The organism is Atlantibacter sp. MEI4A-1023, from assembly GCF_056155425.1.
The window spans coordinates 830,184-845,104 of the sequence record NZ_CM149568.1 but is presented as its reverse complement, the minus strand read 5'-3'; the positions used below and the strand labels follow the sequence as shown (position 1 = coordinate 845,104).

Sequence of the window (14,921 nt, the reverse complement as noted above, 5' to 3'; positions counted from 1 at the left end):
TGCTTCAGGCGCTCGAGCCCAAAAAGATCACCATTTTATGAGTGAAATACATTATCCCAACTGATCGATGTTTGATGACAGTAATGCGCCCCCTCCCTCTTCTGATTAGATAAAAAAACAGGGTTGGTTTTCTTTGAAGATCCTGTATCAGAACGTATTACCCTGTATGAAAAGGCATTGTCCACGCCCGTGTGTGCCTGGCGTGGACATCGACATGTTTTATTACCCTCGCCGTTGCTCACGGGTAAGCATTCGGGGTTGCGTACGTCGCCCCATCATTCCCATTACACCCGCAAGAATCGCTTCCACAATCATCATAAAGAAGGCAAACCAGGCGGCTTTTGCTGTCGCTGCGGCTGCTTTCTCTGCTACCTCACGGCTTTTCTGCTCTGCCTGCTGTTTCAGCTCTTCGTATTTGGCACGCGCAGCCTGATAATTCTGCTGAGTCTGATTAATAATTTGCTCCGCCTCAGCGTCACTTTTACCTGTGCGGGCCTGAATAATATTTTTCAGCGCTTCCCTGTCAGCAGCCTGGAAAGTGGCTTCGTTTCTATCGGTTAAGCCTTTAAAGAAGCTCGCAAGATCATCATTAGCACTTGCCCCTGGATCAGGAGTCTGTGCTGGCGTCTGGTTAGCCGTGCCAGACGTTTGGTTCTGAATTTGCCCGGCTTCGCTCTGCGCCTGATTCTGCAAAGCTTCAGGTTGCAGTTCCGGTTTACCTGTTTGTCGCAAGGTCGTTTCAAGCTCATTCTGAATAGTGCTGAGATCGATATTATTTTCAGCAAGTTTATCTTTCACCATTTCTGTAACGGGCGGTGCCAACGCTTTAGCGCCACTGCCAACAGCCTGTAACCCCGAGCCAAGGATATTCAGGGTGCCTGTCACCGCGTTATTGGCAATGGTTATCAGGAGCCAGGTAAAAAACAGTGTGTTAACACCAAACATTAAAAGCCCGTGCAATGCGCCTTCGCGCTGCGCCAACCTGCCGCTTACATAACCCCCTGCGGCTATGGCCAGTAACATACTTATTCCACTCCAAATCGCAGCACCCATGCCGATGCCTTCAACCGGATTTTCTTCACGTAAAGGGTCAATGGTACTGGTACCCACAGCGGTTCCAAGAATAGTGAGTAATAAATAAAGGACTATAGAAACGATCACTCCGGCAAAAACTGCGCTCCATGAAATCCTTTTTAACGGAACACCCTGAATATCGACCCGATAGTCGCCATCTGGCACATTTTCGTTACCGAGGCGTGTATGTTTATCGATCATAGGAACACTCCGCTTTTTCAGGAACGGTGAGGAAATTCATGCGCGATTCGTTAAGTATTAAAAGTCTCTGTTTAATAATAGTATAAATGAAATGATAAGCGCTATTTAGCGCGTAATTCCTGTTGAGATCAGAGAAAATAGCGGAGTGATTGCTTGATTTATATCTTTTTAGTTATAACTTTCAAGAAAATAGCTATGTTAAAAAATTAATAAGTCAAACTCTTCAGGTATTGTGGCATTTACGCTGACAACGGACCCGGGCGCCAGGGATAATTTCCTGCCGCGCCGTCTCATAACCGGCATAAACAGAACGGCAAAAGTGATAACCCAAACCTTTGCCGCTTTCGCTTGTTTTTCCGGACGCAGCGGTAATATCAGTTCCCCGCCTCACCAGGGTCCAGACAACGTTACCTCAGTTTTCGTTCAAATTCGTTGGACAGTTCCAGTATTTTGAATGTTCATTATTCGATTTTATAATCAACCCTATTTCGAAAACGAAAATAGCCTTATAATCCTTAGCCTGCACGCACTACGCCAACCGTAAGAAGAATATTGGCATAACGCCGCGTTTCACCGGTGGCAATAACGAGCAAGGTATCCGATGATTTCGCTTGCGCATAAAAATCCTCCCTTTCAGACCAGGAGAATACCGTGCCCGGGGATAAAATATTCTGATACTCCTGCTCGATGGTATTATTAAAATCATCGGGTGACGACATGAGCACGGCCTCTTCCACGTTAATATAGCTGAGTAGTTTTTCCAGTATAAACGTGCTTTCTATCATGCCCGGCGCGAAATTCAGATAAACAATTATGGCCCCCGGTGATGAATTGGTGACAAATGAATAGTTGCTGTCAGCAATTAAAATTTGCGTTTTATGACCGCATTTTGCCAGTGCGCTTAATAAATGCGGATGAAGAATGGCGGACTTAATCATTTCGACTCCATTAAAAATAGGGTGTCCTTATTTTCAAAAAAAGAATAAGGACAAATCCATTTAGTCTTACATACGATAAATGCCACCATTAACATCTATTGTGGCACCAGAAATAAAGCCATCGTATTCTGATGCCAGAAATTTGATTACACGTGCGACATCTTCTGCATTTCCTGCCCGGCCTAGCGGGATTGCGCGTACCGTCTCCTCGGCGGAGGCTTGTGTAGTATGTGTATTGTGGAATTTCGTTCCGAGAATCAGCCCTGGTGCGATGGCATTGACACGTATGCCAAACTGTCCAAGTTCAGCGGCCAGGGAGCGCGTCCAGGTCAGGATTGCGCCTTTGGTGGTGGAATAAACCAGTGAGCCAGAATGCCCACCTGACCGACCCGCCAACGAAGCAAGATTGATGATGCTGGCACCCTCGCTGGCTTGTTTTAGATAAGGCAGCGCACTTTGTGTGACGTTAAAGGTGGTTGTCATATTGACGTCAATCACCTTCTGCCAGAAAGGCTGTTCGATTTCACCCAGCCATTTTCTGCCTACCAGCCCACCGGCGTTATTGACCAGAATATCAATTCCTCCCAGGAATGCCGCTGCGGCGCCCGTACAGGTTGCGGCTTCTTCGCCTTTGGTGAGATCGGCCTGCCCATACGCGGCTTTTTGCCCCAAAGAGCCCGCCAGTAAGGTCAGGTTCTTGACACCCGAATCATCACTAAAATAATGCAAATAAATATCGCAACCCGCTTCTATCAATGCTTTTGCAGTGGCATAGCCAATGCCTTGTCCTGCCGCAGTAATAAATACACGCTTGCCGGTAAGATCACCCATATATTACTCCTGAATAGTTCGTGTTTTAATAAGAAATTCATTTTTTTGATTCATTCCGATTTTCACCTGATATGAATCCATGCAATAGATATCCCTGCCTGTTGGCAAATATTTTACTTTTCAAAGCAATGGCAGGATATTTCCTGCCCTGGTAATTTATTTAAGATTGTGACTGTCACTCTCACCGATTACAGAGTGGCGGCTAATTAATGTCGGTGTAAACAAAAACTCTCCTGATGCCAACTCCGGATTTTCAATACGCATTAATAAACGCTCCATCATCTTATTGACCATCTCCGTCAGCGGTGGAATAACCGAACTTAATGGAGGCTGAACTAAATCAGCCAGCGGAATATTATCGATACCTATAACCGAAATATCTTCAGGTATACGTATCCGGGCATCGCGTAATCCTGCCATTAAGCCAATCCCCAGTGCATCATTAATCGCGACGACGCCATCAGGCATCGGCGATGCCTGCAGGATTTTCGCCGCCAGCGCTCGACCCAGTTCCGTCATTTCGGCATCACCGTAAGCAAACTCTGCGGTGCCCTCAATGACGCGTGCACTTTTCTCAAGCCCGTGTGCTTTCGCGGCGATAAAGAAACCCTCAATTTTTTGAGAGCGACTGTTCGTTAACGAGCTTTCAGTAACAAATGCCAACTGCCGACACCCACGCTGTATTAAATGTTCCGTCGCCAGGCGGCCCGCCTCGACGTTATCCATCGAGACGCTGTCATAAGATGGTTTGCTATCCGATGTATCACAGGACATCAGGCTGTCGTAATTCACCATGACCATCCCCTTACGGACAGCTTCAGCAAAATGGGGACGATCCATCGCGGTGGCGACCACGATAATCCCTTTTACGCCATGCGCTAACATATCTTCCAGAAAAGCACGCTCTTCATCTTCCTGACGATAAGTGTTACCCAATAACACCCGATACTGGTTGGCTTTCGCCGCCCGGTCGACTTCTCTCGTCAACACAGCAAAGCTCGGGTTAACAATAGAGGGCACTAACAGACCGATCATTCTGGTCTGACCCGTTTTAAGCTGTTGCGCAATGCGGTTAGGCTGGTAATTAAGCGCAATCATAGACTGGCGAATACGCGCGAGCGTCTCCGGACGCATCTGGTCGGTGCGATTGTTCAGCACATTTGAAACGCTGCTGACTGAAACCTCCGCGTGGTGAGCGACATCACGTATATTAGCCATATGCTCCTCGTCAATTATTAGCCACAGGCAGAGTATCAACCGTCCCTGTTCTGCGTACTTTATGGAATTAATAACCTGCCAAACCGGGTAACCATGTCGACAAGAAAGGGAACAGCGCAATCAGAATGATCCCGGCCATCGAAACCAACAGATATTTTACCATGGGGCGAATAACATTTTTCATTTCAACGCCACAGATGGCACACGTGGTATACAGTCCCAGCCCAATCGGCGGTGAAAACAAACCAAATCCCATCGCCAGAATCATCACTATACCGAAATGTAAAGGGTTGAAGCCCAACTGTACGGCAATCGGCACCAAAATCGGGGCAAAGATAATCAACGCTGGCGCACCTTCCAGTACTGCACCAAATACCACCAGAATGACGATGGTCAGTAACAGGAATATCCAGCTTCCTTGTGACTGGCCGATACTGACCAGCAGTTCAGCGATTTGCTGAGGGATCATTTGAATAGTCAGCACATAAGAAAGGCTGGTCGCGCAGGCAACAATGAATAACAGCACACCCGACATGGCGGCGATGTCGATGAACATTTTCACCGTTGTTCGCAATGTCAGTTCACGAAACGCCAGCCGTCCTACAACAATTGCATAAACTACAGCGAAAGCAGAAATTTCCGTGGATGTCGCGATACCCATTATTACGCCACGGCCAATCATAAAAATCATCGCCAGGCCCACCAGTGCGCCTAACCAGAGCTGTAGCCGTGGGCGCATTTGCGGATAAGCATCTTTGATGTTGATTTTGCCGCCGAAACGATTAGCCGCGATGAGCATCAACACCAGCAGGCAGGCGGCTGGCACCAGCCCGGCGATAAACAGAGCGCCAATGGATAAATTGGCCACAAATCCCAGCACAATCAAATTAACACAGGGTGGGATAGTTTCTGATACCACCGCCGACGCGGCGAAAACTGCCGCAGCCTCGTTACTGTCCTCTTTGGCCCGGCGCACGGCAGGCATCAACACGCCGCCGACCGCCGCAATATCCGCCAGCTTTGAACCAGAAATGCCTGAGAAGAATGCCATAGAGAGTACGGTGGTCATATTCAGGCCGCCGCGAAAGCGTCCCATGCCTCTCACCACAAGTTCAACCAGCCGCGTGGACATCCCGTTGTGTTCCATAGCCGCCCCGGCCAGCAGGAAAAACGGGATTGCCAGCAGGACAAAGTGGTCTACGCCAGCAACCACCTGCTGTGAAAAAAACACGAATGGTAATGAAGGATCACAAATGAAAAACACCATTGCGGACATACCGAGTGTAAAGGCAATCGGTACGCCAGCAATGATCCCCAGCAGGAAGCAGATCAACATTAACCCGGCCGCGGCGGTGGCTGGGTCAGCCATTAACGAAAGTTTGAGCCAGCCCAGCAGAAATAACAGCGCAATACCTGCGCCGCTTAATAGCACCACTTTCATCCGCTCATTAAGCGCATGCTCCAGCGCCCCCAGCATCATCACGACCGAGCCGATAAGGACCGGCGTAACGGAAATGATCAGCGGCAGCCCCGTTTCCGTCGTCTGAAAGCGCGAGACCTGCAATAGACTGTAGCTGGACAGCGTTAAACCAACGGCCACCAGGAACAGAACCCAGCGGCTGGCATGGACAACATAGGGGCGGATAGTCACCGGAATAAAGCGCAGGAACAAATCCACGCCAATATGCCCACCTCGTCCGGTTGAAGTGGCAACACCAAAGAAAACCAGTGCAATCATCATGGCGCGTGCCGCCTCTTCAGCCCATTCAATAGGGGAGTGAAGCGCGTAGCGCCAGATGACCGAGGCGGAAACAACCAGTACGTTTACCAGCAAAACGAGACCGCCTGCCCAGGCGGTCAGCGTTGTTAGCCCTTTATTCAGCCGGGAAAGATAAACAAGTAACCCGGATTGTTGTTTTATCAACATGGATCTTTCTGCCATTTTAAACCTCGTTATCACTTCCCTGCCATTCACGTGCTTTACTGCTGCCGCTGACAAGGGTGGGCTAATCCGGAACTCATTTTGACGCAGTTACGTCATCAACCACGCTTTTCATCTGCGGATATTTAGCCAGGAACGCTTCCCATACCGGTTTAACGTCATTACGTAGCGTATCGCGATCGATGTCGTGGAAGACCATCCCGAGCGATTCAAGTTTTTTGATGGCCTGCGCTTCAATGACTGAAGCTTGCTGGCGCTCATAGTCGGTTGCTTCTTTCGCGGCGGTCAGAAATTCAGGGCGTAATTTCTCCGGGATTTGCTGGAAGCTATTTTTATTCATAGCGATCATGATGGGGTTATAACTGTGCCGGGTGAGGCTGGCGTTTTTGGCAATTTCATAGAATTTGTTCGCCAGCACGGTGGTGGAATCATGCTCCAACCCATCAATCACGCCCATTTGCAGACTGGAATAGACTTCACCTCCGGGCATTGGAATAGCGACGGCCCCCATGTGATTAATAGTGGCGATAAAATTGGGCACAGGTAAAACCCGAATCTTCAGGCTTTTGAGATCTTCCGGTTTTTCGACGACTTTTTTGGTGTAAACATTGCGCGCACCCAGATTGTAGGGATAGCCAATGACGACCACATTCGCTTTTTTCAGCATCAGGTCAGACAATGTTTTGCCTGCATTACCATCCAGCGCCAGACCAACCTGATTCCAGTCCTTAAAAAGATATCCTAAATCCAGAACCCCGATTTCAGGCACCATTGTTGACCAAATAGACGTGCCGGAAATCATCATATTGATGGCGCCAATGCGCACCTGTTGTGCGGCATCCGCTTCTTTACCCAACATTGCGTTCGGAAAATAGTTGAGTTTGATTTCATCTTTTAAATGTGGGTTCTGTTCGATATTCGCCTGCAAGCGCTTAAACCAAATGTAATGTGCGGAATTGTCATCTGCCGTCAGCGACGAATAAACCCGCAGATTGACCGCCGCCTGCGCCACGCTGGCGATATTACCCGCAATAAGCAGTGTTGAAGTGACGAGTGTACCAATGAGGATTTTGCGTAAACCGGATCGTTGAAAATTCATAAAATATTCCTATTAATTTGTTGATTTATAGTATTTTTTTAAAATTAAACTCACGTTTTTTTGCGCAAAACTTAGATCAAATACCTTTTTCTGTAACGTTACACTAAACCGTTACAGTCAACCTATAGCGGAAAAAAAAAATTGGCAACACGGAAGGCCGATCAGAAGCGAATTCTGTGAGCGGTAATAGAAAATGGATGCAAAAAACAGCAAAACTGAAGGAGAAATGCCTGAACGACATTACAAAGCATTTGGGCGGGAAAGGTAATGCAGAGGGTGTATGAGTTATATAGATTCAACGAAAGGGAAATAACAGGAACTATCGAAACCTGTTTTTTATAGATTTATAAAAATGCTTCTACTTTATTTTTATTTTGTTTTCCCCCATCCACATTCCCCTATTAAGGTGACCCAGGGTGAGTTCTATGAAGTTCATTAGAGTAATAAAATGCAACAACTGATGGTTAATCAGCAGAAAATTGAATTCGATGGCGTTCAGGAGACTTGAGATCTGGAGCGGGTGAAGGGAATCGAACCCTCGTATAGAGCTTGGGAAGCTCTCGTTCTACCATTGAACTACACCCGCTTTAAGGTGTGCAAGGCATTATAGACCTTCGCAGTCATCAGGCAATACCTTGCAGATTAAATGATGCTCTTTTAAGCAGTTAGCACGAAGGCGCTTTTCCCGGCGGTGGCAGGTAGCGTTGCGGATCGATGGCCGTCGCGCGATAGCGAATCTGGAAATGAAGCTGCACCCCGTCCGCGCCGCTGCTGCCCATAGTGGCGATTTTCTCCCCCGCTTTCACCTTCTGGCCATTATTAACCAGCAACGTTTCATTATGGGCATACGCGGTGATGTAATCTTCGCCGTGCTTAATCATCACCAGGTTGCCGTAACCGCGTAGCTGATTACCCACGTAAACCACGGTTCCCGCGCCGGATGCCACAACGGGCTGCCCACGCGAACCGGCGATATCAATACCTTTATTGCCGCCATCCGCCGTGGAATACGGCAGGATCACTTTACCGCTGGTCGGCCAGCGCCAGCAGCGTTGCCCCACGGGCGGCCACGAAGATTGCGGCACCGCGGAAGACGGCGTTACCGCTGCGGTTTTGCCCGATGATTTACGTGAAGACGACGCGGTCTTAGTTGAACCGTTCACTTTCAGGCGTTGCCCCACCTCAATGGTATAGGGCGCAGAAATGTTATTCAGCCGGGCCAGCTCTTTAACGCTGGTTCCTGTCATGCGCGAGATCCGATACAGCGTATCGCCCCGCTTCACCGTATAAACGGTGCCGGAATAGCTCCCTGGGTCCGATGATTTGTTGCCTGAACAGCCCGCGATCAGCAGCGCTATCGCCAGACAAATGGCCATTCTAAAGGGTTTTCCTGACAGGCATCCCGCACTCAAAACAGATCCTCTTAAAAGACAAATGACGGTTTATCATAGCAGCCCAACGCCAGATGCCCAATTCCCGCGCATCGCTCGCGGCGTATCAGAATGAGAGTTTTCTGGTCATTATGATAACGAGACAACTTATCACAGCTCGCGCTTTTCATTTATTCCCGGACATTTTTTAAGGTCATCACAGTTTACTTCTTGTCCAACAGGCATTTTCTCTTCTGGCGTAAATTTTGCCTGATCGTTCTATTGACTGAAGAACAGCGTCTGTCACATCAGGAGAGATAAAAATGGAACAACGGGAAGCTGCCGCAACTGGCGAGCCCTGTATGCGTGTGGATGCCGTTGCCAAAGCAACGGGCCGCGCACGATACACTGACGATTATGTGATGGCGGGAATGTGTTACGCCAGATACGTTCGAAGCCCCATCGCCCATGGTTATGCCACTAAGATTGACTGCACAGAAGCCAAAGCGCTAAACGGCGTACTCGCCGTATTCACCTGGGAGGACGTGCCGGATATCCCCTTCGCAACGGCGGGGCACGCATGGACCTTAGATCCGGGTAAGCGTGATATCGCCGACCGTCTGCTTTTAACGCGCCATGTCCGCCACCATGGTGATGCCGTGGCCATTGTGGTCGCCCGTGACGAACTCACCGCAGAAAAGGCGGCCCTGTTAGTGAAGGTAGACTGGGAAGCACTCCCGGTTATCACCACGCCGGAAGCGGCACTCGCCCCCGATGCCGTCGCGATACATGAATCGGGCAATACGCTGAAACAGAGTGAAATCATGGCAGGCGACCCGCTCGGGGTTATCGCCGGATCGGACCATCAAATACGCGGCCACTATCAGACGCCGGTAATTCAACATTGCCATATGGAAGGCGTGACCAGCTTCGCCTGGATGGAAGAGGACGCGCGCATCACCATCGTTTCCAGTACGCAGATCCCACATATTGTTCGCCGGATTGTCGCCCAGGCGCTGGATATCGCCTGGTCGCGCATTCGGGTTATCAAACCATACGTGGGCGGCGGCTTTGGCAATAAACAGGACGTTCTCGAAGAGCCGATGGCAGCGTTTTTGACCCTGAAACTGGGCGGTATCCCGGTGAAAGTGATGCTCAGCCGTGAAGAGTGCTTCACCGCGACCCGCACCCGCCACGCCTTTACCATTGACGGGCAACTGGGGATTTCCTGCGACGGCATCCTCAAAGGCTATATTCTGGATGTACTGTCGAATACCGGCGCGTACGCGTCTCACGGCCACTCGATTGCCGCAGCGGGCGGCAATAAAATTCCCTATCTCTACCCACGTATCGCCTTTGGCTATCGTGCGACCACCTGCTACACCAACCTTCCCGCTGCGGGTGCGATGCGCGGCTACGGCGCGCCGCAGGTGGTTTTTGCCCTGGAAGCGATGCTGGACGACGCCGCTGCCGAACTGGGCATCGACCCGGTGGAGATCCGTTTGCGCAATGCGGCGCGTGAAGGAGATACCAACCCGGTCAACCAAAAAGTCATCCACAGCGCCGGGCTACCGGAGTGCCTGATAAAAGGCCGTGAAATTTTCGAATGGGATAAACGCAAAGAAGCCTGCCAGGGTCAACAAGGGAATTTACGCCGCGGCGTCGGCGTGGCCTGTTTCAGCTATACCTCGAATACCTGGCCGGTAGGCGTGGAAATTTCCGGTGCGCGCCTGCTGCTTAACCAGGACGGCACCATCAACGTGCAAAGCGGCGCGACGGAAATCGGTCAGGGCGCTGACACCGTGTTTTCTCAGATGGTGGCGGAAACCGTTGGCGTGCTGGTGAGTTCGGTGCGGGTGATTTCCACCCAGGATACCGACGTCACGCCGTTCGACCCCGGCGCGTTCGCCTCGCGGCAAAGCTACGTGGCGGCCCCCGCCCTGCGCCAGGCGGCGCTGCAACTGCGTGAAAAAATCCTGCAACACGCCGCGCTGATGCTTCACCAGTCCGTGATGAATTTGACGCTACATCGCGGCGAGGTGGTGCTGACCGAGCGCCCGAACGCGCCGTTGCTGTCGGTTGCCGACATCGCCATGGATGCATTTTACCATCCTGAGCGCGGCGGACAGCTCTCTGCAGAAGCCTCTGTGAAAACCACCACCAACCCGCCCGCCTTCGGCTGCACCTTCGTCGATCTCACCGTGGATGTGGATCTGTGCAAAATCACCATTAACCGCATCCTGAATATGCATGACTCCGGGCACATCCTGAACCCGGTGCTGGCAGAAGGCCAGGTTCACGGCGGAATGGGAATGGGCATCGGCTGGTCGATTTTCGAAGAGATGATCATCGATGAAAAAACCGGTGTGGTGCGTAACCCTAATCTGTTGGATTACAAAATGCCCACCATGCTGGATCTCCCCCATCTGGAATGCGCATTTGTGGATACTCACGAACCGCAGTCGGCCTATGGGCATAAATCGCTGGGAGAACCGCCGATTATTCCGGTCGCCGCAGCCATACGCAATGCGGTACGGATGGCGACAGGCGTGGCAATCAATACCCTGCCGCTGACGCCAAAACGTCTGTTCAGTGAATTCCGCGAGGCAGGACTGATTTAAGGATAACGCTATGTTTGATTTTGAAAGCTATCATCGCGCAACCGGCGTTGCCGACGCGGCGGCACTGCTGGCGCAGCACCCGCAAGCGCGGCTGCTGGCGGGCGGCACCGACGTGCTGATCCAGTTGCATCATCATAATGCCCGCTATCGTCATGTGGTGGATATTCATGGCCTGCCGGAGCTGCGCGGTATTGAAATGAATGACAAGGGCGGATTGCGCATCGGTTCCGGTACCACCTTCACCGAACTGATTGAAAACCCGCTGGTCAGGCAGCATCTTCCGGCATTAAGCGCTGCCGCCGCGTCGATTGCCGGGCCGCAAATCCGTAACGTTGCCACCTACGGCGGTAATATCTGCAACGGCGCAACCAGCGCCGATTCCGCCACGCCGTCGTTGATTTACGATGCCACGCTGGAGATCGTGTCCGCTTCCGGCACCCGGTTTGCCACTATCAACGGCTTCCATACCGGCCCGGGCAGCGTCGCGCTGGAGGCGGGCGACATGCTGGTCGCATTTCATTTCCCTGCGCAACCCACGTCTGGCGTGGGTAGTGCGCATTTTAAATATGCGATGCGTGATGCGATGGATATCGCCACCATCGGCAGCGCTGCGCGCTGCCTGATTAAAGACGGTAAGTTTGATGAATTACGGCTGGCATTTGGCGTTGCCGCGCCTACACCGATTCGCTGTCAACATGCTGAACAGGCGGCGCAGGGCGTGCCATTAACGCAGCAAACCCTGGCCGCTATCAGCGAGGCCGTGTTGCAGGACGTTTCCCCACGTTCATCATGGCGCGCGGCCAAAGAGTTCCGCTTACATCTGATTCAAACCATGACCCGAAAAGTCGTTACCGAAGCCGTAGAAAACGCGGGAGGGAAACTGCTATGAGAAATGAAGCCTGGATAACCGTGGATTGTTCAATTAACGGCGCGCCTTTTCGTTTTACCGCCTCGCCGGCGATGCCGCTGGCGGAATTGTTGCGCGCGCAGGGTTTACTGAGCGTAAAGCAGGGTTGCAGCGTGGGTGAGTGCGGTGCCTGTACCGTGCTGGTAGATGGCATCGCTATCGACAGTTGTCTGTATCTTGCAGCATGGGTGCAGGGAAAAGCGATTCGCACCGTGGAAGGTGAATCTATCGGCGGGCAGCTTTCTGCCGTTCAACATGCTTATACCCGTTCCGGCTCGGTGCAGTGCGGCTTCTGTACGCCAGGGTTGATCATGGCGACCACCGCGTTACTGGCAAAACCGCACGCTAAACCCTTTACGGTACTGGAAATCCGCCAGGGGCTGGCAGGGAATCTTTGCCGCTGCACCGGGTATCAAATGATTGTCGAAACCGTACAAGCCTGCGATCGCTCACAGGAATAAAACAGAGCGGGCACGCGCGGTGCCCGCTTTTTTAACCCACCTGCAACTCATACTTTTTGATTTTGCGGTACAGCGTGGCAATACCGATCCCCAGTTCATCTGCCGCCTGCTTTTTATTGCTATGGCGCGACAGAGCCTCGCGGATCATCTGTTTTTCCATCTCTTCCAGCGCCGTCACGCCCGCCTCATCCACCCGTGGCGCCATCGCAAACACGGCATCCATATCGGTATCTGCCAGTTTGACGCCGTTAGTCAGATTGGGCGGCAGCAGTGAGGCGTCTATCACCTCGCCCGACGGCACCACGTTCACCAGGTATTCGATAAGATTACTCAGCTCACGCAAATTACCCGGCCAACGATAGCGCTTAAGCATCAGCATCACCTCGGGGGCCACGCCCGGATAAACCAGCCCGATGCGCCGGGTATGAAGATGAAGGAAATAGTGAATTAACAGTTCCATGTCGTCCTGGCGCTCGCGCAGCGGCGGCAAACTCACCGGGATCACATTCAGGCGATAGTACAGATCCTCGCGGAATTTCCCGTCTGCAATGAATTGCTCAAGGTTCTGGTTGGTTGCAGAAAGAATGCGGATATCTACCTGCACCGGATGGCTGGCACCGATGGGCTGGATCTCCCGCGCCTCAATGGCGCGCAGCAGTTTGGCCTGGAGAGTGAGCGGCATATCGCCGATTTCATCAAGAAACAGCGTGCCGTGGTTGGCTGCCTGAATAAGCCCGGTTTTGCCGTTGGCGGATGCGCCGGTAAACGCCCCCTTCACATAGCCGAACAGTTCGCTTTCCAGCAGCTGTTCCGGAATAGCCGCGCAGTTAATCGCGATAAAAGGTTTGTTTTTACGATCGCTCAGTTGGTGGATTGCCCTCGCCACCACTTCCTTGCCGGTTCCGCTTTCGCCAACAATCAGAATGCTCGACGGGCTGGGGGCGATACGGCTAATCAGGCGTTTTAGCTGGCGCATCGGGCGGCATTCCCCCACCAGATGCTCAATATGCGGTTCATCCTGGGCAATCGCCACGCCGGATGACGTATGCGACTGATGAAACGCCATCAGAAAAAGCTGGTGGTCCTGCACATGGTGAAGCTGCCCGATGATCAGTTCGCTTTTGTCATCGAACGTCACAATGTGCTGCATATGCCCCTGGGTGAAATTGCTTTCAAAGGTCAGCGGGCGGAAACTAACGGTCTGGCCGATCATATTTCCCTGGGTGATGCCCAGTATTTTCAATGCCGTAAGATTGGCGAATTGCACGCGATTATCTTCACCGACCACCAGCACGCCCTGATCCATATTTTCGATCATGGTGGAGAATATTTTGCGAATGCTGCCGCTGCCGTTTTGATCTTCCAGTAATTTGGAAACAAAGATTGTCGATATATGTCGGACGTAATCAGAAAACTCGTGCAGGTTATCATTAATATGTTCCTGCTGCTCATGCGTGACGGCGATAAGGCTAATCACGCCGACGCAGGAATCCTGAAAAATAACCGGCGTACCGAGAAACGCTTTTTCCTTACAATTATCTTTACTGGTACATCCATCACATAAGGGATCGAAACGGGAATGGGTCACGACCTTTTCTTGTTTGGTTTCCAGGACATAGCGCAATAAGCGTGAATTAGTATTGAGTTTCTGACCAAGAAATTTGCCATAAGATCCCGTACCAGCCACCCGGCACAGGGTTTCATCAACAATCTCGACCTCAAGCTGCAACACGCTGGCGAGCATTCTGGCAAACCGTTGAATTGTCGGTTGAATCTGCATCAAAACGGATTGCGTATTGGCGGGTATCATAGCTTAACCTTCGAATATCACGTAATTGGTTGATATTTATAAAGTCGCTCACAGAATAATCTGAACCCTATGATACTAACCTGTCTGCCATTAACATTGATAAAAACACTTTTCCTTTATCATTCTCAGGTGGAAATATGGAAGAAACATCACATTTCTATATCAATATGAGAATAACAGCGTCTAATTTATCAATTTGACGGCGCGCCCCCCTTATTCCATGAATAACGGCTTTCTTATTTTCTCATCGGCAACACGGCATAAATAAAGCCAAACGATTACGTATTAAATAACGGTTAATAAACGGCGTTAATTTGTGATTCATTTCTCATAATCCGGGCCATTACGGCTTATTAAACGGACCGGCAATGATTCTGGCACAGTTATTGTTAAGACAGAGATATCGCTGTGAATCGCGTTTCTCGATGCCCGGCTAATTTGATGCCAGA

11 protein-coding genes and 1 tRNA gene are annotated in these 14,921 nt (G+C 51.0%); 3 read left to right on the top strand and 9 right to left on the bottom strand.

The annotated features are described in order from the left end of the window. Positions 1–222 precede the first annotated feature (222 nt). The 8 genes from ACVV26_RS04015 to actS all read right to left on the bottom strand — a co-directional run bounded on the left by ACVV26_RS04015 (position 223) and on the right by actS (position 8,715). A complete protein-coding gene (locus ACVV26_RS04015; protein WP_474800097.1) occupies positions 223–1,275 on the bottom strand; it encodes a TIGR04086 family membrane protein in 1,053 nt (350 codons plus the stop codon). A gap of 515 nt (positions 1,276–1,790) precedes the next feature. After that, positions 1,791–2,213, bottom strand: a complete 423-nt coding sequence (locus tag ACVV26_RS04010) for an RbsD/FucU family protein (protein WP_474800096.1) — start codon at positions 2,211–2,213, stop codon at positions 1,791–1,793. A gap of 66 nt (positions 2,214–2,279) precedes the next feature. Beyond that, the gene (locus tag ACVV26_RS04005; RefSeq protein ID WP_474800095.1) at positions 2,280–3,044 is read right to left on the bottom strand and encodes an SDR family NAD(P)-dependent oxidoreductase; all 765 of its coding nucleotides are present in this window, start codon (positions 3,042–3,044) and stop codon (positions 2,280–2,282) included. A 156-nt stretch (positions 3,045–3,200) separates the two neighbouring features. Then, the gene (locus ACVV26_RS04000) at positions 3,201–4,262 is read right to left on the bottom strand and encodes a LacI family DNA-binding transcriptional regulator (RefSeq protein WP_474800094.1); all 1,062 of its coding nucleotides are present in this window, start codon (positions 4,260–4,262) and stop codon (positions 3,201–3,203) included. A 67-nt stretch (positions 4,263–4,329) separates the two neighbouring features. Then, positions 4,330–6,189 (bottom strand): TRAP transporter large permease, encoded by a 1,860-nt coding sequence (locus ACVV26_RS03995; RefSeq protein WP_312980824.1) that lies wholly within the window; start codon positions 6,187–6,189, stop codon positions 4,330–4,332. Between the two features lie 91 nt (positions 6,190–6,280). After that, complete coding sequence (locus tag ACVV26_RS03990) at positions 6,281–7,216, bottom strand: TRAP transporter substrate-binding protein (protein WP_474800093.1); 936 nt, start codon at positions 7,214–7,216, stop codon at positions 6,281–6,283. Between the two features lie 599 nt (positions 7,217–7,815). Continuing rightward, positions 7,816–7,889 (bottom strand) — tRNA-Gly (locus tag ACVV26_RS03985). 79 nt (positions 7,890–7,968) lie between these two features. Next, positions 7,969–8,715 carry an amidase activator ActS gene (gene actS / locus ACVV26_RS03980; RefSeq protein WP_409515028.1) on the bottom strand — a complete coding sequence of 249 codons (747 nt, stop codon included), beginning with the start codon at positions 8,713–8,715 and terminating at the stop codon, positions 7,969–7,971. Positions 8,716–8,996: 281 nt separating this feature from the next. On the opposite strand from actS, the gene xdhA reads away from it, so the two are divergent. From xdhA to xdhC, 3 genes are read left to right on the top strand one after another with little or no spacing between them, the layout of a single operon-like run. Continuing rightward, the gene (gene xdhA, locus ACVV26_RS03975) at positions 8,997–11,294 is read left to right on the top strand and encodes a xanthine dehydrogenase molybdenum-binding subunit XdhA (RefSeq protein WP_474800092.1); all 2,298 of its coding nucleotides are present in this window, start codon (positions 8,997–8,999) and stop codon (positions 11,292–11,294) included. A 10-nt stretch (positions 11,295–11,304) separates the two neighbouring features. After that, complete coding sequence (gene xdhB, locus ACVV26_RS03970; protein WP_474800091.1) at positions 11,305–12,183, top strand: xanthine dehydrogenase FAD-binding subunit XdhB; 879 nt, start codon at positions 11,305–11,307, stop codon at positions 12,181–12,183. After that, positions 12,180–12,662: a xanthine dehydrogenase iron sulfur-binding subunit XdhC gene (xdhC, locus tag ACVV26_RS03965; protein WP_474800090.1), complete on the top strand. Its 483-nt coding sequence runs from the start codon at positions 12,180–12,182 to the stop codon at positions 12,660–12,662. The genes xdhB and xdhC overlap by 4 nt, the downstream gene beginning before the upstream one ends. A 31-nt stretch (positions 12,663–12,693) precedes the next feature. On the opposite strand, the gene ACVV26_RS03960 is transcribed toward xdhC, so the two are convergent. Then, positions 12,694–14,472: a sigma 54-interacting transcriptional regulator gene (locus ACVV26_RS03960; protein WP_474800089.1), complete on the bottom strand. Its 1,779-nt coding sequence runs from the start codon at positions 14,470–14,472 to the stop codon at positions 12,694–12,696. Between the last annotated feature and the right edge of the window lie 449 nt (positions 14,473–14,921).